The 25,772-nt window shown below is 41.7% G+C and carries 24 protein-coding genes and 1 tRNA gene; 17 read left to right on the forward strand and 8 right to left on the reverse strand.

Annotated elements, in window-relative coordinates; all coding sequences use genetic code 11:
• Nucleotides 1–115: 115 nt before the first annotated feature.
• The 4 genes from sixA to ABMY41_RS10740 are packed head-to-tail and all read left to right on the forward strand — an operon-like array spanning nucleotide 116 to nucleotide 2,183.
• The gene (gene sixA, locus ABMY41_RS10725) at nucleotides 116–592 is read left to right on the forward strand and encodes a phosphohistidine phosphatase SixA (protein WP_058586339.1); all 477 of its coding nucleotides are present in this window, start codon (nucleotides 116–118) and stop codon (nucleotides 590–592) included.
• Nucleotides 593–641: 49 nt separating this feature from the next.
• Nucleotides 642–992: a RidA family protein gene (locus tag ABMY41_RS10730; protein ID WP_349274651.1), complete on the forward strand. Its 351-nt coding sequence runs from the start codon at nucleotides 642–644 to the stop codon at nucleotides 990–992.
• Nucleotides 976–1,452 (forward strand): ASCH domain-containing protein, encoded by a 477-nt coding sequence (locus ABMY41_RS10735; RefSeq protein WP_349274652.1) that lies wholly within the window; start codon nucleotides 976–978, stop codon nucleotides 1,450–1,452. Before ABMY41_RS10730 ends, ABMY41_RS10735 begins: the two co-directional genes overlap by 17 nt.
• Nucleotides 1,449–2,183, forward strand: coding sequence for an SDR family oxidoreductase (locus ABMY41_RS10740; RefSeq protein ID WP_349274653.1), 735 nt, complete (start codon nucleotides 1,449–1,451; stop codon nucleotides 2,181–2,183). Before ABMY41_RS10735 ends, ABMY41_RS10740 begins: the two co-directional genes overlap by 4 nt.
• Nucleotides 2,184–2,185: 2 nt before the next feature.
• Here ABMY41_RS10740 and ABMY41_RS10745 read toward each other — a convergent pair whose 3' ends face one another.
• Together ABMY41_RS10745 and smrB are read right to left on the reverse strand one after the other, a co-directional pair.
• Complete coding sequence (locus tag ABMY41_RS10745) at nucleotides 2,186–3,106, reverse strand: AEC family transporter (protein WP_349274654.1); 921 nt, start codon at nucleotides 3,104–3,106, stop codon at nucleotides 2,186–2,188.
• A 24-nt stretch (nucleotides 3,107–3,130) separates the two neighbouring features.
• On the reverse strand, nucleotides 3,131–3,688 hold the full coding sequence (gene smrB / locus ABMY41_RS10750; protein ID WP_054562116.1) for an endonuclease SmrB: 558 nt from the start codon (nucleotides 3,686–3,688) through the stop codon (nucleotides 3,131–3,133).
• Between the two features lie 101 nt (nucleotides 3,689–3,789).
• Between smrB and prmB the strand changes: the two genes are divergently transcribed.
• Nucleotides 3,790–4,725, forward strand: a complete 936-nt coding sequence (prmB, locus tag ABMY41_RS10755) for a 50S ribosomal protein L3 N(5)-glutamine methyltransferase (protein ID WP_289097174.1) — start codon at nucleotides 3,790–3,792, stop codon at nucleotides 4,723–4,725.
• A gap of 65 nt (nucleotides 4,726–4,790) precedes the next feature.
• A complete protein-coding gene (aroC, locus tag ABMY41_RS10760) occupies nucleotides 4,791–5,888 on the forward strand; it encodes a chorismate synthase (protein ID WP_058586334.1) in 1,098 nt (365 codons plus the stop codon).
• Nucleotides 5,889–5,948: 60 nt separating this feature from the next.
• Here the strand turns inward: aroC and ABMY41_RS10765 are convergent, their stop codons facing one another.
• Nucleotides 5,949–6,788, reverse strand: coding sequence for a LysR family transcriptional regulator (locus ABMY41_RS10765; RefSeq protein WP_349274655.1), 840 nt, complete (start codon nucleotides 6,786–6,788; stop codon nucleotides 5,949–5,951).
• 101 nt (nucleotides 6,789–6,889) lie between these two features.
• On the opposite strand from ABMY41_RS10765, the gene ABMY41_RS10770 reads away from it, so the two are divergent.
• The 8 genes from ABMY41_RS10770 to ABMY41_RS10805 all read left to right on the forward strand — a co-directional run bounded on the left by ABMY41_RS10770 (nucleotide 6,890) and on the right by ABMY41_RS10805 (nucleotide 18,496).
• Nucleotides 6,890–7,540 (forward strand): glutathione S-transferase family protein, encoded by a 651-nt coding sequence (locus tag ABMY41_RS10770; protein WP_289097172.1) that lies wholly within the window; start codon nucleotides 6,890–6,892, stop codon nucleotides 7,538–7,540.
• A 175-nt stretch (nucleotides 7,541–7,715) separates the two neighbouring features.
• The gene (locus ABMY41_RS10775) at nucleotides 7,716–8,879 is read left to right on the forward strand and encodes a GGDEF domain-containing protein (protein ID WP_130166688.1); all 1,164 of its coding nucleotides are present in this window, start codon (nucleotides 7,716–7,718) and stop codon (nucleotides 8,877–8,879) included.
• A gap of 95 nt (nucleotides 8,880–8,974) precedes the next feature.
• Nucleotides 8,975–11,416: an HD domain-containing phosphohydrolase gene (locus ABMY41_RS10780; RefSeq protein ID WP_349274656.1), complete on the forward strand. Its 2,442-nt coding sequence runs from the start codon at nucleotides 8,975–8,977 to the stop codon at nucleotides 11,414–11,416.
• A 122-nt stretch (nucleotides 11,417–11,538) separates the two neighbouring features.
• The gene (locus tag ABMY41_RS10785; protein ID WP_349274657.1) at nucleotides 11,539–14,715 is read left to right on the forward strand and encodes an HD domain-containing phosphohydrolase; all 3,177 of its coding nucleotides are present in this window, start codon (nucleotides 11,539–11,541) and stop codon (nucleotides 14,713–14,715) included.
• Nucleotides 14,716–14,805: 90 nt separating this feature from the next.
• Nucleotides 14,806–15,375, forward strand: a complete 570-nt coding sequence (locus ABMY41_RS10790) for an elongation factor P hydroxylase (protein ID WP_058586361.1) — start codon at nucleotides 14,806–14,808, stop codon at nucleotides 15,373–15,375.
• A complete protein-coding gene (locus ABMY41_RS10795; protein ID WP_055198023.1) occupies nucleotides 15,365–16,507 on the forward strand; it encodes an ATP-NAD kinase family protein in 1,143 nt (380 codons plus the stop codon). Before ABMY41_RS10790 ends, ABMY41_RS10795 begins: the two co-directional genes overlap by 11 nt.
• 2 nt (nucleotides 16,508–16,509) lie before the next feature.
• Nucleotides 16,510–16,788: a YfcL family protein gene (locus ABMY41_RS10800; RefSeq protein WP_054553188.1), complete on the forward strand. Its 279-nt coding sequence runs from the start codon at nucleotides 16,510–16,512 to the stop codon at nucleotides 16,786–16,788.
• A gap of 148 nt (nucleotides 16,789–16,936) precedes the next feature.
• Entirely contained in the window at nucleotides 16,937–18,496 is a 1,560-nt protein-coding gene (locus ABMY41_RS10805; RefSeq protein ID WP_054562105.1) for an AbgT family transporter, read from the forward strand.
• Nucleotides 18,497–18,666: 170 nt separating this feature from the next.
• On the opposite strand, the gene ABMY41_RS10810 is transcribed toward ABMY41_RS10805, so the two are convergent.
• The 3 genes from ABMY41_RS10810 to ABMY41_RS10820 form a co-directional block, all read right to left on the reverse strand.
• Nucleotides 18,667–20,472 (reverse strand): DEAD/DEAH box helicase, encoded by a 1,806-nt coding sequence (locus ABMY41_RS10810; RefSeq protein ID WP_054562104.1) that lies wholly within the window; start codon nucleotides 20,470–20,472, stop codon nucleotides 18,667–18,669.
• A gap of 147 nt (nucleotides 20,473–20,619) precedes the next feature.
• Nucleotides 20,620–20,883 (reverse strand): GrxA family glutaredoxin, encoded by a 264-nt coding sequence (locus ABMY41_RS10815; RefSeq protein WP_054553185.1) that lies wholly within the window; start codon nucleotides 20,881–20,883, stop codon nucleotides 20,620–20,622.
• Between the two features lie 110 nt (nucleotides 20,884–20,993).
• A complete protein-coding gene (locus ABMY41_RS10820) occupies nucleotides 20,994–21,452 on the reverse strand; it encodes a TlpA disulfide reductase family protein (protein WP_349274658.1) in 459 nt (152 codons plus the stop codon).
• Nucleotides 21,453–21,781: 329 nt separating this feature from the next.
• Between ABMY41_RS10820 and ABMY41_RS10825 the strand changes: the two genes are divergently transcribed.
• Entirely contained in the window at nucleotides 21,782–22,228 is a 447-nt protein-coding gene (locus ABMY41_RS10825; RefSeq protein WP_054562102.1) for an Hsp20 family protein, read from the forward strand.
• A gap of 63 nt (nucleotides 22,229–22,291) precedes the next feature.
• On the opposite strand, the gene ABMY41_RS10830 is transcribed toward ABMY41_RS10825, so the two are convergent.
• Nucleotides 22,292–23,842 carry a cryptochrome/photolyase family protein gene (locus ABMY41_RS10830; RefSeq protein WP_349274659.1) on the reverse strand — a complete coding sequence of 517 codons (1,551 nt, stop codon included), beginning with the start codon at nucleotides 23,840–23,842 and terminating at the stop codon, nucleotides 22,292–22,294.
• A gap of 128 nt (nucleotides 23,843–23,970) precedes the next feature.
• On the opposite strand from ABMY41_RS10830, the gene ABMY41_RS10835 reads away from it, so the two are divergent.
• Nucleotides 23,971–24,744: a DUF4124 domain-containing protein gene (locus ABMY41_RS10835; RefSeq protein ID WP_130166695.1), complete on the forward strand. Its 774-nt coding sequence runs from the start codon at nucleotides 23,971–23,973 to the stop codon at nucleotides 24,742–24,744.
• Here ABMY41_RS10835 and ABMY41_RS10840 read toward each other — a convergent pair.
• Nucleotides 24,739–25,200, reverse strand: coding sequence for a globin (locus ABMY41_RS10840; protein ID WP_058586320.1), 462 nt, complete (start codon nucleotides 25,198–25,200; stop codon nucleotides 24,739–24,741). The genes ABMY41_RS10835 and ABMY41_RS10840 overlap by 6 nt on opposite strands.
• 243 nt (nucleotides 25,201–25,443) lie before the next feature.
• Between ABMY41_RS10840 and ABMY41_RS10845 the strand changes: the two genes are divergently transcribed.
• Nucleotides 25,444–25,520: transfer RNA gene (locus ABMY41_RS10845), tRNA-Met, on the forward strand.
• Nucleotides 25,521–25,772: the final 252 nt, after the last annotated feature.

Consider the following 25,772-nt stretch of genomic DNA (forward strand, 5'->3'; position numbering starts at 1 on the left):
AATCTACCTGAATATCATAAGCGGATGTTTAATGTATCTAGTGATGATATTCTAATATAGCGAACAATCAAGCAAACTGGCTACTGTTTTATATTCTTTAATCGGTTGATTTTTTATGAAAACAATCTTAATCATGCGCCATGGCGAAGCTACGCCAATGCAAGCAGATGATGCAGCAAGACAACTGACCGAGACCGGTCACCAAGAAGCCAGTCGAATGGGGCAGTGGTTAGCGACACACCATAAACCTGATGCTCTGTTGGTAAGTCCTTACATTCGCGCACAACAAACTGCTTTGGATGCGACACAACATATTTCGTTACAATTTAATGAAACCTGCAGTGATATTACCCCTGATGGTGTACCGCAAATTGCTGCTGATTACCTAGAAACCCTGATTGCTATGCATCCAGACTGCAATACCTGGTTGGTCGTTGCCCATATGCCAATTGTTAGCTACTTAGTTGACCAGTTAAGCCCTGGTCATATGCCAATCTTCAATACCGGGGCGGTTGCTGTTATCGAATATGATGAACACAAACAGCGCAGTCACTACCTCAGTATTCACTCGCCAAATAACGTCGAAATCTAACAGTGGATTTGCTAAATTAGCGCCACTGTTAATTTTTTAAGTTCTTACTATGACAATCGAACGTTTACAAACCGGTGCGCGTATGAGCCGTATCGTTAAGCATAACGGCACAGTATACCTATGCGGCCAAGTTTGTGCTGATGCCGAAAAAGATATCACCGAACAAACTCAAACCATGCTAGATAAGGTCGAAGCGCTACTTATTGAAGCAGGTAGTAGCAAAGAGCACATGCTAAGTGCCACAATTTACTTGAAGAGCATGGAATACTTTACACAGATGAATGCTGTTTGGGATGCATGGGTGCCACAGGGTCATGCACCAGCTCGCGCTTGTGTTGAGGCAAAAATGGCGCGCGATGCACTACTCGTTGAGATTTCTGTCGTTGCAGCCGTTAAGTAACGAGCAGCGTATCGCGCAGATGATTACTCGCTTTAATGAGCAATCAGGGGGCGAAGTGATTGAACTGCCACATTGGCATTTTTGCGACAATGAGCAAGATGCCAATGACTGCGCATTGCTGGTTTTAAATGGCGTAAAACAAGCAACAACCCCTTCACTTTATTGGTTTAAAGCCAATAATGAAGCTCTTCCACAAGTTGGTGATTTAGCCATTTTTACCAATTGGCAGGGACAGCCCCTCGGTATTATTGAAACCGTCTCTGTAACTATTACCCCATATAATCAAATAAGCGCCGATTACGCCGCATTAGAAGGCGAGGGCGACAAAAGCCTTGAGTACTGGCAGCGTGTGCATTGTGATTATTATCAACGAGAGCTCGCAGGTACAGGCTATCAATGTCACCCAGAGATGCCGTTGGTGTGTGAGCAGTTTAAGTTAGTTTTCAAGGAGTCAGAGTGAGCACGAATCCTGTGGTTCTTATTACCGGAGGCGGCCGCGGTATAGGCGCAGCGACAGCAAAGCTGTTTGCTAAACATGGCTATGATGTGTGTATTAACTATAAGTCAGATCAAGCAAGTGCAAATCAAGTCGCTGATAAGTTAAAAACCTATGGCGTGAATGCGTATTTGTTGCAAGCTGATATTGCCGATGAGCAGCAAGTGCTCGCCATGTTCGCTAAATTAGATGCTAAGGTTTCGCGGTTAGATGTGTTAGTTAATAACGCAGCGATGATGATGCCGCAAACGCCGTTATTAGAGATGGATGCTAAGCGTATCAACGCTATTTTAAGTTGTAATGTTACTGGCGCCTTTTTGTGCGCGCGAGAAGCAATAAAGCGTATGGACAAAGGCAGTATTGTCAATGTTTCATCGGGTGCTTCACGCACAGGCTCGCCAAATGAATATTTAGATTATGCCGCATCCAAAGGAGCGCTTGATACTTTCACGATTGGCCTTGCCAAAGAAGTCGCGAGTAAAGGTATTCGGGTAAACGCGGTAAGGCCAGGCCTTATTTATACCGATATGCACCGTGATGGCGGTGAAGCAAACCGAGTCGATAGGTTAAAATCTAAGTTGCCGCTAGGACGCGGTGGTGAAGTTGACGAGGTCGCTTCAGCAATTTACTTTTTGGCAAGTGAGCAAGCCTCATTCACAACGGGCAGTTTTATCGATGTATCTGGTGGCTTATAAAACTAAAGTAAAATACTTAACCAGATGCTAAAGCTCACCACACTCAATACTGTTGAAAGCACGACGCTACTTGCCAGTGTCGCTTGGTGTTGCTTAATTTGATTGGCGATTAGATAAGCGTTGACCCCTAAAGGAGAGGCGCTTAAAAGTACTAACACGTTCAGTAATGATTGCTCTAGATTGAATACGCTGCCTGCAAAAAAGTAGACCCCGCACGGTAACACAACAAGCTTGATGATGGTTGCGATGATTGAGGCTTGTAAGTTGTCGGCCACTTTATAAAACGCAAGGTTCGCCCCTAATACAAATAACGCACAGGCAATGGCAGGTTTGGCAAGTAGACTCAGGCCATTAGCTAAATTATCAAAAAGGGTAAAGCCAAGTAGGTTAACAGCCAAGCCGCTACTGATGCTTAACACGACTGGATTCAACAGCATGTTTTTAGCAAATGCTCGCCAAGAGAATGTTTGCTGCGACTTAGCACTGAGCAAAAAGGTAAGGGTAAACAAAAGTGCGCTATGAAAAGTGATGATCATAAAGACAATGCCGACCATCTGTCGCCCAAGTGCAGCAATAATAATAGGTAAACCTACCAGTACGGTATTTGAGTAACTACTGCCAAGGGCAAATACAGCATGACGTGACGGCGCAGATTGCTTGCTAATGAGATAGCGGTCAAGAACATAGCCGAGGGCGTAAATGGCCAATACCGGAATGTAAAAGCTCAAAAAGCCTGCAATAGACACACTATTTTGTAAATCGGCTTGGGCCATATTTAAAAATAGAAAAGCAGGCACGCTAATGTAAAAAGTGAACTTACTTAACCCTGCTACATGCTCTTTCGATAAAAACGTGCTTCGCGAGCTAATGTAACCACTTAACACGATAAAAATTAGTGGAAAGATAATCGAAAAAATATGCACTTTAGGCCTTTTGATAAGAAGACGTTAGCGTCTGAACTCATCACTTTGTGGAAGATTAATTAAAATAAGTACCGCACCTTTACCACCAAATTCAAGAGGTGCTTGGTGCATAGCAATCACATCAGGGTGTTGTACTAAATATTGCGGTACCTTGTGTTTAAGTATGCGCTCACCAATGCCGTGCACAACACAAGCGCAATAGTAATGCTGTTTTTTACACTCATGAATTAAACCCGCTAGCTCATCTTTGGCTAATTCTTTATTTAAGCCATGTAAATCAAGGGTTAAATCAGGTGGGTAATCTCCACGGCGAAGCTGTTTTGCTAAAAAGCTATCGTGACCTGGTTTGACATAACTTACTGTGCCATGAGTGTCGATGTCTGGTACATATTCATCAGAAAAGAAAAATTCTGCCTGATGTTGCTTTTTTTGCTGGGAAAATTGCTTCGCTTGTGACACTTTAGGCTTATTGGTGAATCGAATAGTGTCTTGTTTAAATGCTTTGGCACCACTGATACTCTGACGAAATAAGTCAATATCGTCAGTGCTAATGTGGTTGTTGGCGTGGGGATCTTTTTTCATGGCGGCAGTCTAAACAAAAAAACGCTAAAAATCGAGTAAAAACCAACTGAAAAGACGGTACAATACGCGTCAGAACAGACTTTGAAAGTTAAGGAACATACATGAACCATTTCCAGATAGAAGACGCAATTTTAGACGAGGCAATTGCAGAACTTTCAACGTTGCATGATTGGTTACGTTGGACAACCAGTCAATTTGCCAGCAGTGGTATTTTCTTTGGGCACGGTACAGATAACGCGTGGGATGAAGCAGTTAGCTTACTATTACCCGCATTAAGCTTGCCAATCGACGCGCCAAAAGAGTTAATGCATGCGCGTTTAACCAGCACCGAGAAAAATCGTTTAGCTGAACTAATTGCAGAGCGTATTAATGATTGTACGCCAGTACCGTACCTGACTAACACCGCGTGGTTTGCAGGTATGCCTTTTTATGTTGATGAGCGCGTGTTAATTCCACGTTCGCCATTTGCAGAGTTAATTAATAATCGCTTTGCACCTTGGTTAGAAGAGCCAAGCTCAGTAACGCGCATTCTTGATTTATGTACCGGCTCTGCATGTATCGCTATTGCACTTGCACAAGCATTTGAAGAGGCACAGGTTGATGCGGTTGATATTTCATATGAAGCGCTCGAAGTTGCTGATATTAATATTAGCGATTACATGCTAAATAACCGTGTATTGCCAATACAGTCAGACGTGTTTAGTGGTGTTCCGGGTCAAAAATATGACCTGATCGTAGCTAACCCACCGTATGTTGATGCTGAAGATATGGCTGATTTACCTCGTGAATTCCATCACGAGCCAGAGCTTGGTTTAGCATCGGGTCATGATGGTCTTGATGTTACTCGCACCATCTTAGCTGAAGCTGCCGAGCATCTAACTGATAACGGTTTGTTATTTGTCGAAGTTGGCAACTCTATGGTACATATGGAAGAGCTGTACCCAGGCGCACCATTTGAGTGGGTTGAATTTGAACAAGGTGGTCTTGGCGTGTTTGTGATCAGCAAACAGCAACTTGTTAAATATTTTGCAGATTAACAGCAGATTTTAAAAGCCGAGCCTGAGGGCTCGGTCTCAGTAGTCATTAGGAATGAGGAAAATTAATGGCAGGTAATAGCATCGGGCAACTATTTAAAGTGTCCACCTTTGGTGAGAGCCACGGCGTTGCATTAGGCGGCGTTGTTGATGGCACACCAGCAGGTCTTGAAATTAGCGAGGCCGATTTACAAATTGATTTAGACCGTCGCAAGCCGGGGCAAAGTCGTTATACAACACAGCGCCGCGAAAGTGACGAAGTAAAAATTCTTTCTGGTGTATTTGAAGGTAAAACCACAGGTACTAGCATTGGTTTACTGATTGAAAACACCGATCAACGTTCAAAAGATTACGGCAAAATTGCCGATGTATTTCGCCCAGGTCATGGTGATTATACCTATTGGCATAAATACGGTATTCGTGACTACCGAGGTGGTGGTCGCTCTTCTGCCCGTGAAACAGCGATTCGTGTAGCGGCGGGTGCAATTGCAAAAAAATACCTAAAACAATTTCATGGTATTGAAGTACGTGCTTGTTTGAGCCAACTTGGGCCAATTAAAGCAGAAGATTACAACTGGGATGAAGTGGAAAACAATGCATTTTTCTTCCCTGATCCGAGTAAATTAGACGCGCTTGATGAATACATGCGCGACCTAAAAAAACAAGGTGATTCGGTAGGCGCTAAAGTTAAAGTGGTTGCTAAAAATGTGCCTGTTGGTCTTGGCGAGCCAGTATTTGATCGCCTAGATGCAGAGCTAGCACACTCATTAATGAGCATTAATGCGGTAAAAGGCGTTGAGATTGGTGATGGCTTTGATGTGGTTGAGCAAAAAGGCTCTGAACACCGTGATGAGTTAACTCCTGATGGTTTCACATCTAATCACGCGGGCGGTGTACTTGCAGGTATCTCGACAGGGCAAGATATCATTGCCTCTATCGCACTTAAGCCAACTTCAAGCATTACCATACCGGGTAACAGCATTAATACCAGCAACGAAGCGGTAGAGATGATCACCAAAGGACGTCATGACCCATGTGTAGGTATTCGTGCAATTCCTATTGCTGAGGCGATGATGGCGATTACCTTAATGGATCACTTATTGCGCCAACGTGGTCAAAACCCACATGTGAGCCACGAACATGGACCAATCAAAGGTTCAATTTAAGCGCGACTTTAAATAAAGTAAACGCAGTTAATGAGCGCGATGATTATCATCGCGCTTTTTTTACGTCTTAATCAACTCCACAAGCTGTTTAAGCTGCTCATGACTGAGAGGGTTGTGGGCGTGATTACCGTATAGCAGGACGATATCAATAACAGGCAGTACCGGAAGTGAGGTACCGCTGATCTCTTCCACACCCGATTGCATGCTTATTCGCGCCATACTGCCAATTGCCAGTCCCTGTTTAATCAAGCCATGTAACGCTCCCGCTGAGCCACAACAGGCAATAATATTAAAACGACGCTCGGCCTTTAATAGACCCTCAATACTGGCTTGGTGAAACTTACAGTCTCGTTGAAACAAGGCGATTGGAAGTGGGGTTGAATCGTTAATCTCAAAAGCAGGGCTTTTCACCCACACGCCTTGGCTTGATTGCAATAAGTAGCCTTCTTCGCTGTCTGGCGAGCGAGTGGCAATTACTAAATCGAGCAAACCTTGGTCTAGTTTGGCTCTAAGCTCAGTACTAGGGGCGCAGCTTATTTGTAAATCCAGTGCATTAAATTGTTGGTGTAAAGCATCAACAAGCTCTGGTAGTAAAGAGTGGGCATAGTCGTCAGGGCAGCCAATGCGCACACGTAAATTGCCAGTGCCTGCTTTTAATTGCTTAAAGGCTTCATCATGAAGCGCTATCAATTGCTTTGCATAGCTTGCTAGCTGGTGGCCTTGATGGGTTAGCACCAGTTGACGACCTTGCTTTTCAAATAGCGGACTTGCGAGGTCTTGTTCAAGCTTTTTCATTTGCATACTTACCGCAGATTGGGTTCTGCAAATTTGTGCTGCAGCGCGGGTGAAACTGCCTGTATCAACAAAGGCACAAAAAGTTCTGAGGGCATCAATATCCATAATGTATCAGCTTTTCTTATGGGTAGCATCAAAACAATTGGCGAGTAATTACCCAATTGCTGTTTTATAGTGGGTCTAATCTAAACGTTAAAGGAAGCACAATGCAATTATTTATTGGCAATAAAAACTACTCAACTTGGTCATTGCGGGCGTGGTATTTACTAAGTAAATTCAATATTTCTTTTACAGAACAACAATTAGTTTTAGATACGCCTGAGTTTTATGAAGCATTAAAAAGTAAGTTTCCCGTGCAAAAAGTGCCGGCCCTTATTGATGCTGAGTTAACCGTATGGGATTCACTCGCTATTTGTGAATACATCAATGATGCTTATCTAAATGGTGCTGCTTGGCCTAGTGAAATAGCTCAAAGAGCAAGAGCGCGCAGTCTAGCGGCTGAGATGCACTCTGGTTTTGCTGCACTTCGTAATGAAATGCCAATGAATATCCGCGCTAAAAGGCATGTTGAATTATCAGAGCAAGCTAAAAAAGACATTGCACGTATCGATGAGATATTCTCTACTCAGCAGCAAAGTTACCCTAATACCTGGTTATTTGGAGAGTTCTCTATTGTTGATGCGATGTTTGCACCTGTGGTGCTGCGCTTTAAAACCTATCAGGTTACGCTTTCGCATGCTGCACAAGTTTATTGCCAGCACGTACTTAGTTGCCCGGTAATGCAAAGTTGGATCTGCGAAGCCCTAAAAGAAACCGATATTGTAGACTGTGATGAAGCAGGTGAAGAAATTAAATAACTGAAATTTAGAATATTTTCCTATTTAAATTATTGTCTACTATACTTTTATTTGGGGTTTTTTGTCGTATTTTTATACAAAAATACTAGTTTAATTAGTGAGCATACACTCTATACTAGAGTAGTTGCTCTTTAATCGAACACCCCTCACTTCCTTTCGTAGTAGGCATTTATTTATGGGCGCTTTTGCAGCAAAATTATTAAACGAAGATATGTCGATTGAGCGCTATGCCTGTCAATTTAAGTCGCTGCAGGTAGAGCAAATATTTTTACAAAGTAAATTCGCGCAAGATAAAAAGATAGCGCAGTTTTTGTGCTGCATAATTGCATTAGTTACCACGCTTGTAACCTTCTTCGATAAGATGATTATTCAAGCTTCATATTGGCCAGATATTGCTCTAACAGGCCGAACAATTATGGTTTCAGTATGTGTTTTGAGTGCATTTGGTCTGAGTTATATTAAAACAATCCAGTTATTTCGATTGGTAATATCTGTATTTATGCTTTTCTTATTTTTGAATATGCAGTTTATGGCTATTACTTATGAACGTTTTTACATTCTTCATATGTTTTTTGATGTGATCATTTTGATCACATTTTATTTTTCGACCCTAGTATCAATTAAGTTATCGGTATTTTTAAGTATTTCATATAGTGCCCTTGCTATCTCTGTTATCTATTTTAATAAAGACATCTCTAGCCACTCCCTTTATATGGTTATTTTAGCGCATGTTGCGGCCAACTTAGCAGGCATGATTATGGCTGCTCATGAGCATATTATCCGTAGGGAGCTGTTTGTAAGGAATACTCAGCTTGCGCAACTTGCTCACGAAATGAAAACCCAAGCACTCAAAGACTCACTCACTCAACTGCCTAACCGCCGCGCTTTTGATAATGCTTTCCCAGAGTACCAAAGGCTCACTCAGCAGCAACAAGGTGAGTCAAAACAGGTCTGTGTTATTTTGGCTGATATTGATTATTTTAAACGTGTGAATGATACCCATGGCCACGAGGTGGGGGATGTTGTATTACAACGTTTTTCTGCTTTTTTAACTCACTCACTACGTACTTCTGATGATGTGTATCGCTTTGGCGGAGAGGAGTTTGTAATTGTACTACCACTATGCTCTGTGCCAGATGCAACGGTTATTATTAATAGTATGATCTCAAGGTTGAACAGTGAAATGTGCGAAGTTGGTGAGTTATCTTTACCAATTCGCGCCAGTTTTGGTTTAACTGTGATGAGAGAAGAGGAGCAAAAATCAGTTATATCAAGAGCTGATGCTGCACTTTATCAGGCTAAAGATGCAGGACGTAATCAATTAGTTATTAAACTTTAATAGCTTAATTATGCGTTAAAACATGTACCTTATAGTCATTTCGGTATAATCTTTAATCATATTATTTTCTTATATTAGCAAGCAAGGAGTCGCGAATGCTAACACGCCACGATAAAGGGTATAAAATTTCAATTAGAGCCAGTGTCTTGCTGGTATTTGCCCTTGCAAGTTTACTCACAGGCGTGGTGGCGATTAGTTTGCATTATTACTTTAGTGAAAAGCTGATACTGCAAACTAAATCAGAACAATTTAAACAAACTAGCCAGCAAATAGCCGATCACATCACCCGAATCAACCATCGTGCCGACAATACCTTAAGCGTGATGATCCACGACACGCGATTATTTTCGAATAGCCAAGATAATAAAGAGATTTTACAGCATGTATTGCTCGAAATTTTAACGCGCCATCCAGACTTTTATTCGCTTATTCTTGGTCATGCTAATGGCGACTTATTACAGGTTATTAATTTAAAAGGCTATGCCAAGCTTCCTTCATCGTTTCAACTTGATGAAGACGATCATTGGCTGGTGTATCAAATTACAGGGCAGGGCAGCGATCGTAAGCAAGTAACCACGTATTTAGATGAGTCGCTCACTGTTCGTAAAAGAGACACGCAAGCGACAGATTACGACCCGCGAACCCGTGTTTGGTTTCAGGATGCAACCAGTACTTCGGTGACGAAAACCGAGCAGTACGTGTTTAACGTGTTTGATGTACCAGGATATACCTATGCAATAAAGTCAGCACAAACGGGTGATGTATTGGCGATTGATATTGCCAGTGCAAGTTTGAATCATTTTTTAACCTCGCAACAAACTAAAATGAAGCACTTGGTTGAAAGTGAAATGTATGTTTATCGGGGTGATGGCGAGATTATTGCGAGCAGTAAAAATCAAAGCCACCAGCATAGTTTTGCTGATTTATCCCAGTTAGTTAAATTAGATGAGCAGCAATCTGGGCTTGCTAATAAAGCGCATCAATTTGGTAAAATGCTAAGCGTGCAAGAAAAGGGCATAGAAAAGTACATGTTTGTATTGCCTCTGCCGCTCAGTAGCGATATGCAATCTGATGAAGTAGATTATTTTACCGTACTGGTATCTAAAGATGATGTGTTAGCGGTAATTAAAGAAAAAATACGTATTTCAATTTTAGTCACGGGTTTATTTTTACTCTTGCTGCTGCCCGTCTCTTGGTTTTTTGCCTCTTCAATTGTTAACCCAATACTTAAACTAGTGGGTGAAAATAAAAAAATTCAACAGCGCGACTACAATGAGGTCTCAACGCTTTCGAGCCATATTCTAGAAATTCATTATTTAGCCAGTTCGATGGTCGATATGAGTCGCTCCATTGAGCAACATGAAAATTCACAAAAAGCGTTGATGGAGTCCTTTGTTGAGCTTATTGCGCAAGCCATTGATGATAAATCTCCCTATACGGCAGGGCATTGTGAGCGGGTGCCAGAGCTGGGTATTTGGCTTGCTGATGCAGCATCAGGTTCAACAGATGAGGCGTTTTCTAAGTTCAGCTTTAAAACCCCAGATGAGCGACGCGAGTTTCGTTTAGCAGCTTGGTTGCACGATTGCGGTAAAATCACCACACCAGAGCATATTGTTGATAAAGGCACTAAGCTCGAAACCATTTATAACCGTATTCATGAAGTACGCACCCGATTTGAAGTGCTGCTGCGTGATGCAAAAATTGCTTACTATGAACAACTATTAGCGCACCCAGAGCAGCAATCTGTGCTTGAGCAAAAGCTTGAGCAACAAACTGAAAAGTTACACGCAGACTTTAGCTTTATTGCTGCCTGTAATGTTGGTGGTGAGTTTATGGATGAAGCGCAGCTGTCTCGTTTACATGAGGTTGCTAGCATTAAGTGGCAGCGCCATTTTGACGCAAGTTTAGGTTTATCACCCCTTGAAGAAATGCGTATGGCTGATTTGAAGAGTCAGCATTTACCTGTCGAAGAGTCACTGCTAAGCGATAAGCCAAGTGATTTAATTCCACACGAAAAGGCCGTTGAGTACCCAGAGAGTTTGGGCATTAATATGGTCATTCCTGAATATAAATATAACCTTGGCGAAGTGTATAACTTGTCGGTGGCGCGGGGCACGTTAACAGCGGAAGACCGATTTAAGATCAATGAGCATGTGATCAGCACAATTCGTATGCTTGGTAGTGTGCCATTCCCTAAAGAATTAGCGAAAGTTCCGCGTTATGCGTCAACCCATCACGAAACCTTAAAAGGCACCGGTTATCCACGAAAATTAACCGCTGAGCAGTTATCAATACCTGAACGTGTGTTAGTACTTGCTGACATCTTCGAAGCATTAACCGCGGCAGATAGACCTTATAAAAAAGCGAAACCTCTGAGTGTTGCTATTGATATTTTAGCGAAAATGGTCGATGACGATCACATTGACCGTGACGTATTTGAGCTCTTTTTAACTTCAGGCATATACCTAAAATATGCAAAACAGTTTTTACATGAGTCGCAAATCGATTCGGTCGATATTCAAAAATATCTAAGATAATTATTTGCTTATGCTTTAGGCTAATATTGCAGTGTTTTTGTTTGTAATACAAAGTTATTGGTGTATAAAGATTATACAAGCTAATATTATTTACGAACAAAGCATTGCAAGGAGATGCATAAGTGCTGGTATCTGCTTTTCAAAAACTTAAACAAAAAATTCGTTTTTCGATTCGTCTTACCGTTGTCGCGGTGTTCGTATTAGCCACCTCATTAACAGCTCTGATTGCAATTAGCCTGCAATATTATTTCAGTGAAAAAATGGCTTTAGAAGCCAGTGTTAAAAACTTTAATTTAGCCACCGGCTCCGTTGCTGATTACCTTACTGGGGTGAATGAAAAGTCAGAAAACACATTAAGTGTGATGGTACAAAACAGCAGCCTTATCAGCGCCGACAGCGTAGATAAAAGTGAACTGAGAGATGTCATGAGCGAAATCATGCAGCTCAATCCATTGTTTTATGCCTTATATGTCGGCTATGAAAATGGTGACTTTTATGAGTTAATTAATTTAGAAAGTAGTGAAATTGTTCGCCAGCAGTTGCAAGCCATCGAAGCGGATCGTTGGGTAGTGATCCATATTAGCGGTGAAGGTGCAGAGCGTATTCAGCACACTCATTACTTTGATCAGCAATTTAATTTGCGTATCTCTCAAACAAAGAGTACCAGCTATGATCCGCGAGAGCGTTTGTGGTTTAAGCAAGCAAACTCGACCCGAGTCAATAAAACCAAGCCGTATTTTTTCACTCACTTGCAAGCTCCCGGGCAAACCTATTCGATAAAGTCGGCAAGAGAAAATAGTGTATTGGCGTTAGACGTGAGCCTATCGAGCATCTCTGAGTATTTAAGTAAACAGCAAAGTAAAATGAGCAGCCAGTATTTAAGTGAGCTGTATATTTACAACAAAGAAGGTGAAATTGTTGCCTCTAACCAACAAAAAAATAGCTTACTATTGCCAAGGCTTGAAAAGCTAGCTCTTACTGAAGATCAGCAAAGTGTATTGGCGAAGTACCCTTATTTAAGTGTTTCTAACGAAACCAATTGGCCACCAATGGACTTTAGTGTTGGCGGAAACTCAAAAGGCTATAGTATTGATTATATTAATGGTTTGGCTGAGTTACTTGGAATTAAGGTGACTTTTATTAATGGCTTTACCTGGGCTGAGTTTTTAAGCCAATTTGCAAAAGATGAAATAGACATTATTCAGCCTATTTTTAAAACGCCTGCCAATGAGCCGCTTGGTCTTATGAGTCAAACTATGGCGACCTTACCGTTCAGTATCATTACAGCAAAAGGTTCCACACCCGTTGTTACTATGAAGCAGTTAGCGGGCAAACAGTTGGCTATTGGCGAGGGCTGGTCGGTGATTAACGTGATCAAAGAGCACTTTCCCGACATCGATATTGTTGAGCTACCTAGTACTAAAGCGGTGCTTGATGCAGTAAGCCAAGGGCGCGTCTATGCTGGTTTAGACAACGAGGCGGTATTCAAGTACACCCAAAAGCAGTTTTTTATTGATGGTATTCAGTACAATCAGCTTGATAGTTATAGCCACGATCTACTACCCGATACCCTGCATTTATTGTTTCATCCAGAGGATGCAGCGCTTAAAGACTTAATCGATATGGCAATCACTCAGTTGCCAAATTCGTACATTGCGGCACTCGAGCGAAAATGGTTAGTGAGCGATGCCAGTCAGCAAACACAAGTTATTGGCACTGTGCCATATCCTGAGTTTCTAACTTTAATTACAGATGAAACAAACTTTGCCCATTTACGTTTGATGACCCTAAATGGCATTGAAAAGTACGTGTATATCACTCCGCTTTCAGAAGGGGGCATTAATAGCGATTACTTAGCGATAGTGGTTCCGAAAGAGGGGGTACTAAGCTCTACCCGTGAGAAAATTAAGCTCTCTATTTTTATCACTGCCGCATGCTTAATTATGGTATTGCCGGTGTCGTGGTTTTTTGCCTCACCCATTGTTGCACCTATTAAGACCTTAGAGGGCGAAAACTTAAAGATAAAGCGCCGTCAGTTTGACCAAGTTTCAACGTTAAAAAGCAATATTAAAGAAATCAATAACCTGGCCACCTCTATGGTGCAAATGAGTCAATCTATTCAGCAGCATGAGCAAAATCAAAAAGCCTTAATGGAATCATTTATTGAGCTTATTGCGCAGGCCATCGATGATAAATCGCCTTATACAGCAGGGCACTGCGAGCGTGTACCAGAGCTGGGCATTATGCTGGCCAAAGCGGCTTCAAGTTCCAATGAACACGCTTTTAAAGAGTTTGCCTTTAAAAATAAAGACGAGTTAAGAGAGTTTAGCCTCGCGGCTTGGCTACATGACTGCGGTAAAATCACCACCCCAGAGCATATCGTCGACAAAGGCACTAAGTTAGAAACCATTTATAACCGTATTCATGAAGTGCGTACACGTTTTGAAGTACTGTGGCGAGATGCAGAAATCGCTTATTTAAAAGCATTGCAAAGTTCACCAGAAAAGCAACCTGAGCTCGAGGCTGAGCTTGGCAAACGCCAAGCAGAATTACGCAGTGATTTTTCGTTTATCGCAGCTTGCAATGTGGGTGGCGAATTTATGGATGAAGCAAGTCTTAAGCGTTTAGAGGCGCTAAGTAACATAACGTGGCAGCGACATTTTAACGATAAGGTAGGCCTTTCTCCAGTTGAAGAGCTGCGAGTTCACAGCAGCGATGAGCAGTTGCCTGTTACTGAAAAGCTACTTTCAGATAAGCCTGAACATCTGATCACCCATGATAAACCTATTGAGTATGACGAGCGCTTAGGCATTAAAGTAAGCATTCCTGAATACAAGTATAATCTTGGTGAGCTGTATAACTTGCAAATTCAGCGCGGTACGTTAACAAACGAAGACCGCTTTAAAATTAATGAGCATATTATCAGCACTATTCGAATGCTCGATAATGTGCCGTTCCCTGAAGAGTTAGCACGGGTGCCACGTTATGCCTCGACCCATCACGAAACTCTAAAAGGCACGGGGTATCCGCGTAAGTTATCTGCAGATGATTTATCGATACCTGAGCGTGTGCTGGTGCTAGCTGATATCTTTGAAGCATTAACAGCAGCCGATAGACCTTATAAAAAAGCCAAGCCACTCAGTGTTGCCATTGATATTTTAGCCAAGATGGTAGCCGATCAGCATGTTGATGAAGATGTGTTTAAATTGTTCTTAACTTCAGGTATTTACCTTGAATATGCAAAACGCTATTTAAACCCAGAACAAATCGATGATGTTGATATCGCAAAATACCTGTAACTGAGGGCGGTTGCTTTTACTTTAGAGTGAAAAGTCCGTACAATTCGCCTCGTTTTTAGTGACGCTTTTAACGAGATGAATTCAAGCCGTATGCATCAGATTGCTGACTTAATCGCTATTTTTGAAAGCACCTTTTATCAAAGCCATAACACGCGTTTGATCAAAGGTGATGATGAACCTATTTACCTACCTGCTGATGAGCAAACGCCTTATCACCAAATTGTGTTTGCCCACGGTTTTTATGCCAGTGCTTTGCACGAAATTGCCCATTGGCTGGTGGCTGGTGAGGCACGTCGGTTAAAAGAAGATTATGGCTATTGGTATTGCCCAGATGGTCGTGATAAGCACCAGCAAGCTGAATTTGAAGCAGTTGAAGTAAAGCCCCAAGCTATCGAATGGGCGCTCAGTACTGCAGCAGGTTTTGATTTTAATGTATCGGTTGATAATTTAAATGGCGAGCAAACCTGTCGATTCGATTTTCAAGCGCGAGTTCACCAGCAAGTGTTGAGCTTTTTAGCATCTGGCTTTAATCAGCGCACGACAGCACTTCTTAAAGCATTGAGTGATTTCTATAAAACCCCATGGCCACTAACGGCTGCTCAGTTTACGTGGCAGCGCGATTTTCATGGCAACCCAGGAGCTTTATCTGATGCAGTTTAAATTAGGTTTGATTGTAAATCCGGTTGCCGGCTTAGGTGGCAGTGTCGCACTAAAGGGCAGTGATGGCGCAGATACCGCTGCGAAAGCAATGCAACTTGGTGCTGAGCCAAAAGCAAACTTACGCACTCGAGCGGCACTTGAAGTGCTGCTTGCCCATCAAGATGACTTAATCATTTACACTGTAAACGGTGAAATGGGCGAGCAAACGGCAAAGCAACTAGGCTTTCAAAGCCAAGTTATTTACCAAACAAACGATATCACCACTCCAGATGACACAGAGCAGGCTGCCAAGCTATTAGTTGAGCAAGGTGTCGACCTTATTTTATTTGCGGGTGGCGATGGTACTGCCCGTAATATTTGCCATGCGGTTGGCGATAGCACTCCTGTATTAGGTATTCCTGCAGGCTGTAAAATTCATTCTGGGGTTTATGCTATTACCCCAAAAGCAGCTGGGCGTGTTGTTGAGATGCTAGTTAAAGGTGAACTTGTCAGCCTTGGTGATGCTGATGTGATGGATATCGACGAAGAAGCATTTCGCGAAGGCACGGTAAAAGCTAAGCGCTATGGTGAAATGCAAGTGCCGAGTGAAGTACGTTATGTACAGGCAGTTAAAAATGGCGGCAAAGAAACTGATGAATTAGTGCTTGCCGATATAGCTGCCTATGTTGTTAGTGAAATGGATGAAGACTGCTTATATGTGATGGGCAGTGGTTCTACAGTCGCGGCAATTATGGAAGAAATGGGTCTTGAAAATACCTTGCTGGGTGTAGACTTAGTGGCAGACCAAGAGCTTATCGCGCAGGATTTAACTGCTCAGCAATTACTTGAACTTACACAAGGTAAAGAAACCAAATTGGTGATCACCTTAATTGGTGGCCAAGGCCATATCTTCGGCCGAGGTAATCAGCAATTAAGCCCTGCACTTATTCGTGCCATTGGTCGCGACAACATTATTGTGGTGGCTACTAAAACTAAATTACAGGCCTTAAATGGCCGACCACTGATTGCCGATACGGGTGATAGTGAGTTAGACGATGAATTAAGTGGTTATATTCGCGTAACCACAGGTTTCAATGACCATATTATGTATGCAGTGGGTCATCAAGATGGGCTGCACCCAGAGGAGAAGTAACAATGAGTTTAGTAAGTTATATTGATGCAGCGCAGCAATATTTTGATGATTTAGTCGATAAAGCAACTGACGACGAGCTATTTGCTGGTGGCTATTTACGTGGTCACTTTGACTTAGCTGTAGGCTATGCACAAGTAGAAGAATTAAACTTATCGATTGATGAGTTAAATAATCAAGTTGAATCTAGCCTAGTTAAAGCTTATCGCAACGGTGAGTTAAACGAAGAAGATAAAGAGCTTGTTGTGCGCTTATGGGATGAAGTTAAAGCTCTTGCAGCCTAATCTAATTAAATAAAATTCTGTAAAGCGACCTGTGTCGCTTTTTTTACATTATCACTTTACCTTTATCAGGTAATTCCATTAACTTAAAATTTACCTTAGTAGTTAGATACGTTAAGGTTAACGAGATATTTTTCCAGGGAATTTGAAAATGAATAACAATAATGATGTGCAGGCACCAAGTGGTGCAATCGCACGTTTTCTAAATACCATAGAAAGGGTAGGTAACAAGCTGCCTGATCCGGCGATTATATTCTTAGTCGCAATGCTACTTATTTGGTTTTTATCTTGGCTTTTCTCGGGCACTACATTTGATGCAATCGACCCGCGCACCGGCGAAGCCATCGTTGTAAATAACCTATTAGCAGGGGATTCCCTTGCCACCTTCTTATCTTCGATGGTGAAAACCTTCACTGGCTTTGCGCCGCTTGGTGTAGTGCTGGTTGCTATGTTAGGTGTTGGTGTTGCTGAGCATTCTGGCTTTATCAATACCGGCCTTAAATTAATGTTAAAAGTAACGCCTAAGCAGCTTTTAACACCGTCTATTATTTTAGTGGCGATTGTCAGCCATACTGCAACTGATGCCGGTTACGTACTAGTTATTCCACTTGCTGGAGTTATCTTCTATGCGATGGGGCGTCATCCGCTTGCTGGTATTGCAGCTGCGTTTGCTGGGGTAAGTGGTGGCTTTAGCGCAAACTTTATTCCGTCAGGGATTGACCCGTTACTGCAAAGCTTTACCCAAAGTGCGGCGCAAATTATTAACCCAGATATGGCGATTAACCCGCTTAATAACTGGTTTTTCACCTCAGCTTCGAGCTTATTTATTATCTTATTAGGTTGGTATATCACAGATAAAATCATCGAGCCACGTTTACAAAACACGCCACTTGATGGAGATACCGAAGACCTACCTGCCTTTGATGAAGCACGCAGTGATGAAAAGCGTGCGTTTTATATTGCAAGCACTGTGATGATTGCAGGCCTTGCTCTACTTTGGTTTGTCTCAGCGCCAGCCGACTCAGCAATGCGTAGCAGTGATGGCTCGTTAACTAATTTCCGCTCGCCATTAATGCAATCAATTGTGCCACTTATCTTCTTACTGTTTTGGATCCCTGGTGCCGTCTACGGTTTTGCCGTGGGTACCTTCAAAAGCTCTAAAGATATGATAGATGCAATGAGTAAAGCGATGAGCGGCATGGCTTACTATATTGTTATGGCGTTCTTCTGTGCGTTATTTATTGCTGCATTTAGTAAATCAAACCTAGGTGCATTACTTGCAATTGAAGGTGCGCAACTATTAAAAGCAATGGCTCTGCCAAGCTCAGTCACGGTAGTAGGCATTATCTTCTTAACGGCATTCGTGAACCTATTTGTTGGCTCAAGCTCGGCAAAATGGGCGCTATTAGGGCCAATCTTTGTACCCATGCTGATGCAACTGGGTATTTCACCTGATTTGACGCAAGCTGCGTACCGTGTAGGTGACTCAAGCTCGAATATCATCACGCCACTAATGCCATACTTCCCACTGGTTGTTGTGTACTGCCAAAAGTATGTTAAAGGCACCGGTATCGGCACCTTAATTGCGATGATGTTACCGTATTCAATCGCCTTCTTAATCGGTTGGAGTATCTTCTTACTCGCGTACTGGGGCTTAGGTATCCCTCTTGGCTTACAATCAAGCTACGCATACCCAGCCATCGGCTCATAAGGATTAAACTAACAAAGCCTAAGCCATCCAGCGTGAGGCTTTAAAAAACTGAAGGCTGATGCTGATGGCTGACAGCTTTACTACAGACACAAAAAAACCTTGTCACTCTCATGACAAGGTTTTTTATTGCTTACAGCTTACAGCTTACAGCTTACAGCTTACAGCTTCGTTTAGTTCGCAGTGAAGCTCACTGGACGACGCTCTTTACGAGGGCCACCACGTTTTTCGCCACGGTCTTTGAAGTTACGCTTCTTATCACCACGATCACCACTTGGGCGCTCAGAGCGAGGAGCCGCAGGACCTTGGTCTTGCGTTAGCGTCATATTCATCGGACGTTTACAGATAAATACCTTTTGGAAGTGATCAAGCACATCTTTTGGCATGTTCTGTGGTAACTGTACCGTACTGTGATTGTCATGTAAGCGAATATCACCAATGAACTTGCTTGAGATATCAGCTTCGTTAGCAATCGCACCAACGATATTTTTAACTTGTACACCGTGCTCACGACCTACTTCGATACGGTAAGTATCCATAGGACCCATGTTACGGCTGTTGCGCTCACGCGGCTCACGAGGTTTACGCTCGCGTCCTTGGCGGTCGCCACGATCACCACGTTCATTGCGACGACGCTCGTTGCGTTCGCCACGTGGTTGAACTTTAACTTCTTCAACCTTGATTGGTGATTGTTGCTGCGCTAAACAAAGTAATGCACCTGCTAAATCTTCAGTACTTAGCTCAAGTTTTTCTGCCATGTTAGCAGCAACTTGATTAAAGAAAGTGATGTCTTTGTTTTCAAGAGCAATTGTAAGCTTGTCTTGAAGCGCTTTAATACGCTTTTCTTCAACAACTTTAGCTGTTGGTAAATCAACTTGTGCGATATCAGATTTCGTATGACGAATGATATTTTTAAGTAAATAACGCTCGTTATGTTTTACGAAAAGAATCGCTTTACCTTGACGACCCGCACGACCAGTACGGCCAATACGGTGAACGTAGGCTTCTGAATCTTGTGGAATATCGTAGTTAATTACTAAGCTTAAACGGTCTACATCAAGACCACGTGCAGCAACGTCTGTTGCAATAACGATATCAACTAGGCCGTTTTTCAAACGATCTACTGTACGTTCACGTGCTTGTTGGTTCATGTCACCATTAAGTGGTGCCGCAGAGAAACCTTCGCGCTCAAGTAATTCAGCTAACTGTACCGTGTCGTTACGTGTACGTACGAAAACAATTGCACCATCGTATTGTTCTGCTTCTAAGAAGCGAACGATTGCTTTGTTTTTGTGTACGTGTGCATTCCAAAATACTTGCTCAACCGTTGATACAGTTGAGTTACGCGCAGAAATATGAACTTGCTCAGGCTCATTCATGTACTTGCTGCTGATATTTTGAATTTGCTTAGGCATGGTCGCCGAGAAAAGACATGTTTGCTTTTCACGTGGCGTTTTCTCCATGATGCTTTCTACATCATCAATGAAGCCCATGCGTAACATTTCGTCTGCTTCATCAAGAACAAGGGCTTGTAAGCTCTCAAACTTGATTGTGCCACGGTTAATGTGGTCAATTAAGCGACCTGGCGTTGCAACAATGATTTGCGCGCCACGACGAAGTGCACTTAGTTGGATGCTATAGCTTTGGCCACCATAAAGGGCTAAAACTTCAACACCACGAGTATGCTTAGCATATTGTTCGAATGCCTCAGCTACTTGGATCGCAAGTTCACGCGTAGGCGTTAAAACAAGGATCTGTGGCTGCTTCACAGACGGGTCAATATTATTTAGTAACGGCAGTGCAAATGCTGCTGTTTTACCTGTACCCGTTTGCGCTAGTCCCAGTACGTCCTTTCTTTCTAGCAATAACGGTATACATTGAGCTTGGATTTCAGATGGAGTCTTGTAACCCAACTCTTCAACTGCTTTAAGGATTGCAGGAGAAAGATTTAGAGATTCAAACGTGACTGGTTCTGACATTAATACGCCTCAACGAATTTAAAGAGGCGCGCATTGTATAGGAAATACAATGCAATTGCTTGTATAAATTACAACTAATTTGTATGTGGTTGATGTTGGTCATAATTTAATCAGTTCAAAATTACCAAAATCAACCACGTTTACAATTTATTGATATAACCCTAAATTTTCTTTAGCGTATGCTTCGAATTCAGTGAAGCCACCAATGTGGGCTTGGTCAATAAAAATCTGTGGTACGGTTGGGCAAGGTTTACCTGCAGACTGTTCTAAATCTGCTTTGCTGATGCCTTCTTTAATGATGTCGATATAACGGTATTTAAAATCGTCACGCTCATTTGCTAGTTTTTCAGCAACGTCTTTTGCACGAACACAGTATGGGCAGCCTTCACGGCCAAAAATTACAGTTAACATATCGCTCTCCTCGATTTGAATGTGTTTATCATCTTAACGGATTAAATGAATAAAAACAGCGCATAAAATCGATTGCACTGTTCTGTTTTTTCTCACTAAATGCGATTGAGCTAATCAAGTGTGCGCATCCTGAGGCCAAGTTCTGTTGAGTAACCCATAGAATGCGCAGTAATGGCCAACTGCTCATCAATAACATAATAAGTTGGGTAGGCACTGATTTTATAATCTTGACCTGTACTTTTACTGCCAAGTAACACCGGCATTGTTAATTCGAGTGAATCAGTAAACTGTTTAACTTCAGCAATATTTTGGTAATCGAGGGCAATTGCTATGGCATTTAACTTACCTTGCTGATGAGCCTTTTCTAAATTTGGCATACTGTAGCGACAAATTGAGCACCAAGGTGCAAAGAAATACACCACTGTTTGCTTTCCTTGTAATTGTACAATGGTCATCCGCTCTGTTGGGTCTTTTAGCGTGGCTAAATTAAAATAGGGGGCAGGAGTTTTATCAGTTGAGAGTAAATTACGTTGCTGAAATGCGGTTACGGCATACACTACGACTGCCATTAACACGACATTTTTTAGCGCACTGATAAATTTTTTTAAAAAAGTTGGATTTTTTTTCATTGTTATTTTGTACGTTGTTAGCCCTTTAAAATCAACTTATTCAGACCAGTTTGAGGGTGTTAAAATTTCAATTAACTTAAAAAAAGTGCAATTTTTTTTGCTAAAAATCTTGAAAAGATTTTACCCGCCCATAGATAGTTTAATGAGGACGCCTGATGGGTCCCAAACAAACTAAAGTAATTGAAATATATAGTATTAATTTAACTTTGTTAGCACTGGTTCAATAGAAGAGTACTAACAAAATATCGCTTAAATATGAGGATATAATTATGCGTACAGTAGACTTATCACCACTTTATCGTTCATTCATCGGTTTCGATCATTTAGCATCATTAATGGATGCGGCAGCTCGCACAGACAAGCAGCCAAGTTTTCCTCCGTACAACATCGAAGCACTCGATAAAGACAAATATCGTATCACTATGGCTGTAGCAGGTTTTAGTGACAGTGAATTGACCATCGAGTCAGAAAACAACACATTGAAAGTCAGCGGTACTAAAGCTGATAAACAAGATAATGCTGAACGTAAGTTCATTCACCAAGGCATTGCTGAGCGTAACTTTGAGCGTAAATTCCAATTAGGTGACCACGTTAAAGTGCTTGGTGCAGACCTTGAAAATGGCTTACTAAGTATCGATTTAGAGCGTGAAATTCCAGAAGCTTTAAAACCACGTAAAATCGAAATCGGTAATGGTAAATTACTCGAAAACAAGTAATTACCAACAGCATTGTTTCCCCTAGTTAGTTTTGCCGCCTCATTTGAGGCGGCTTTTTTATTGTTAAAGCTTTTCTAAATTATCCAAGCACCAGTTAGCCCGTTTGAGAGTGGCTTGCTGTACAGATTCATCCTGTTTATACCAGTTTTTATAAATCATACCGATACGTGGGTTTTGTGATAGCTGTTGTTCGTGCTCTAACATAAAATGCCAATATAGGCTGTTGAATGGGCAAGCATCCTCAGTGGCTTTTTCTTTAATGTTGTAGCTACAATGTTTGCAGTAATCACTCATTTTGTTGATGTAATTTCCACTGGCTGCATAGGGCTTAGTGGCAATTAATCCCCCGTCAGCAAATTGGCTCATTCCCCGAGTGTTGGGCATTTCTACCCATTCTATGGCGTCGATATAAATACCTAAATACCATTCATCTACTTCACTTGGCTCAATAGCGGTTAATAAGCAAAAGTTACCCGTGATCATCAAACGTTGTATGTGGTGTGCATAAGCTGTCTGCAGGCTTTGTGTAATGGCATGGTGCATACAATTCATGTTTGTTTTGCCATGCCAAAAATAATCGGGTAGGGCACGCTTTGCATTTAAGGCATTTTTGCTGGCGTAATCAGGCATATTTTGCCAATAAATACCACGTACATACTCGCGCCAACCGAGAATTTGCCTGATAAAACCTTCAACTTGCGCAATATCAATAGTTTGCTTATCAAAGCTAGTTAACACTTGCTCGATGACCTGCATCGGGTGCAGCATTTTAGTATTAAGGGCAAACGATAAACGGCTGTGATACAAAGACCATTGGTACTGGGACTGGCATGTCATGGCGTCTTGAAACTGACCAAAATGAACCAGTAAATGGTCGCAAAAAAATTCGAGTAACTGCTTTGCTTCAGCGCGTGTGGTTGGCCAAATTAACGTTTCGCTGCATTCACCAAAGGTGTTTACTTTGTGCTTTTTTATTCGTTTAAGAATGTGGCTAACATCGTGACCGAAACACAAAGGTTCTGGGATTTCTTTAAGATCGTTCGGTTTTAACTTGTTTCTATTTTGCTGATCAAAATTCCATTTGCCACCACTAGGTTGATTATCATCGTCCATTAAAATATTAAAACGTTTGCGCATAGCACGATAAAAAAACTCCATTTTTACCGGCTTATTTGGCTTAAAGTGCTGGTCAATATCATTAAAAGGTAGTAGAAAGTGTTCCGAATCAACTGCATTGACATTAAATTCGCTCTGCTGTGAAAAGTCTGCAAGTTGCTTTTTAAGGCGATATTCGTCTGGGTATTGGTACTCAATATTCTGGCATTGATAATGCTTAGCTAATCGGGTCAGTAGCTCTGGTAGTGAGTCATCATCTTGTGTGTCATCGAGTGTCAGATGCAGGCAGTTTAAATTCGCTTTTGTTAGTGCATTAGCAAAGTTTTCCATTGCAGCAAAGAAGGCGACCACTTTTTGCAGGTGGTGCTTTACGTAGTTGGTTTCTTGTTTTAATTCGGCGATGACATAAAGCGTGTCTGGTTGTGATTTTTCTTTAAACCAGCTGTGGCTTGCATTAAGTTGATCGCCAAAAATAAATCTTAAGGTGGTGTATTGCACTTCTAATAGCCTTTACAGCAAGTAATCTAGGTAACTACGAAGCAATCACAAAGATAGATCGATAAATATAGTCTATAAAAAGTACATTAGTGACATTTTTAATGAGTCATTACTAAGGAAGGGTCGAGATGAAAATTAACTTACATTTACTATTTATAAGCCTGTTAGTTTGCCCTTTGGCCCACAGCACTGTTTATCACTGTGAGAAAAACGGTGTTGCTGAATTTAGCCAACAGCCCTGTGGCAAAGATGCCAAGTTGATTACCATTAAAGAACAAAATCCACACCTTTCGGGCGCGTCAGATAATGCTGTACAAGCATCAGCAGGTAGAGATACCGCAGAGGTCGACCGTTATATCCGCTTAAAGCAAATCGATGCGCAAATAGCAGAACATAACAATAAAATTGATACGTTCAAGCTCAAAATGGACAGGGAAATAGTGGCTTTAACTGAGCAATCAGATGCTCAGCTACGTAACTTAGTGGGGGCTAAAAAACAAGCTGCAATCGCCAAACAAATGACCGCGGTATCTGAGCGTTACGGCGTGCTTATCGACAGTGAGCAGCGCAGTATTGATAGACTCACGGCTGAAAAATACACGTTAACTTCAGCTGCAAATACGGTTGCTAATAATGAGGTTGCTAGTTTTATTCGCTCAAAACAAATTATGCGTAAAATTTCAGAGCATGAAAATAAAATAGATACTTATCAAAGTGAGTTAAACATGCAAATGTCAGAGCTTGAGCAACAACTAAGTAGCCGCCCACGTAATTTAGCTGATGCGAATAGCGATAACGCACTAGCTGACAAAATGACAGCTTTAACGAGTCGTTTTAACACCTTAATCGCCATAGAACAAAAACAAATAGATAGGCTCAACAGCGAATTGACCAAGCTATGAGCTTAAGCGTGCTGGGCAATAAGCGCTAAACGACACCACATTTGAATAAGCAAACAAGTAACTTTTTACGATGTTGGCAAATATTCTCGTAGCTTGCAGCCAAGCTTGATGTAATTGCGTACTAATGTGATGAATATACGACTTGCGCGTATCAATAAAGGCTTCGCAAAGGGTATCGATATCCTCAAATGACACGTTTAAAAAGCTCAAGTTATTCGCTAAATAATGAATAAACGGCGTGACTTGCTGTAAGTCATCGAGGTGGCTTACTACTTTGTTGAGCGCACAGTAAAGAATATAGCTGCGCTTAGTTATGCTTTCTTGCTCAGGCACTGTCATGGTTAATTGACGAGCACTAAGACTGCGATGATATGCGCTTGTAAACTGATGAAAATCCGGTTTTAGCAATTCAATATCTTGTAGTAACAGTCTTTTTTGAAATGAAGATAGACTCATAGTAAATCGCTTAATAGCCAAAGCTATAGGTTGTTCTTATTATATGACTAAATATAGACGAGAATTTTCAGTTATGGGAAATTTTATGACAAGGCTGTCATAAAAATTTTAGGCAAAAAATAGTCTAACTAATTCATGTAGGAAGGTTGCTAATTGAGCGCTACATGCTTATAATAGCCGCCATTGAATTGAGGTGTTTAGCACTCGATTAAATGATATTAAGTTACTTTTAATATCTATTGGCGCGGGATGGAGCAGCCTGGTAGCTCGTCGGGCTCATAACCCGAAGGTCGTCGGTTCAAATCCGGCTCCCGCAACCAAATACATGCTAAGGCATTGTAAGTGTACTTAGTATGCACAGTAATTTTTACTGTATGAAGTCGCGCATTCTGGTAATGCGCGTTTTGCGTTTAGGCTATCTAGTTTAATTTAGTCAGGTGACTGACTCGCAACCAAGCTTGGCCCTAGGCCACACAGTTTTATGCTTTAGGTGTGACGCCCCGCTTGGTTCGGGGCGTTGTTGTATCTGCTTGGCGGTGATTTTAAATCATTATTAAACTCAGTATTTCAGG

Origin of the sequence: Pseudoalteromonas sp. BZA4, assembly GCF_040104395.1 — a bacterium.
Taxonomy (GTDB): Bacteria; Pseudomonadota; Gammaproteobacteria; order Enterobacterales; family Alteromonadaceae; genus Pseudoalteromonas.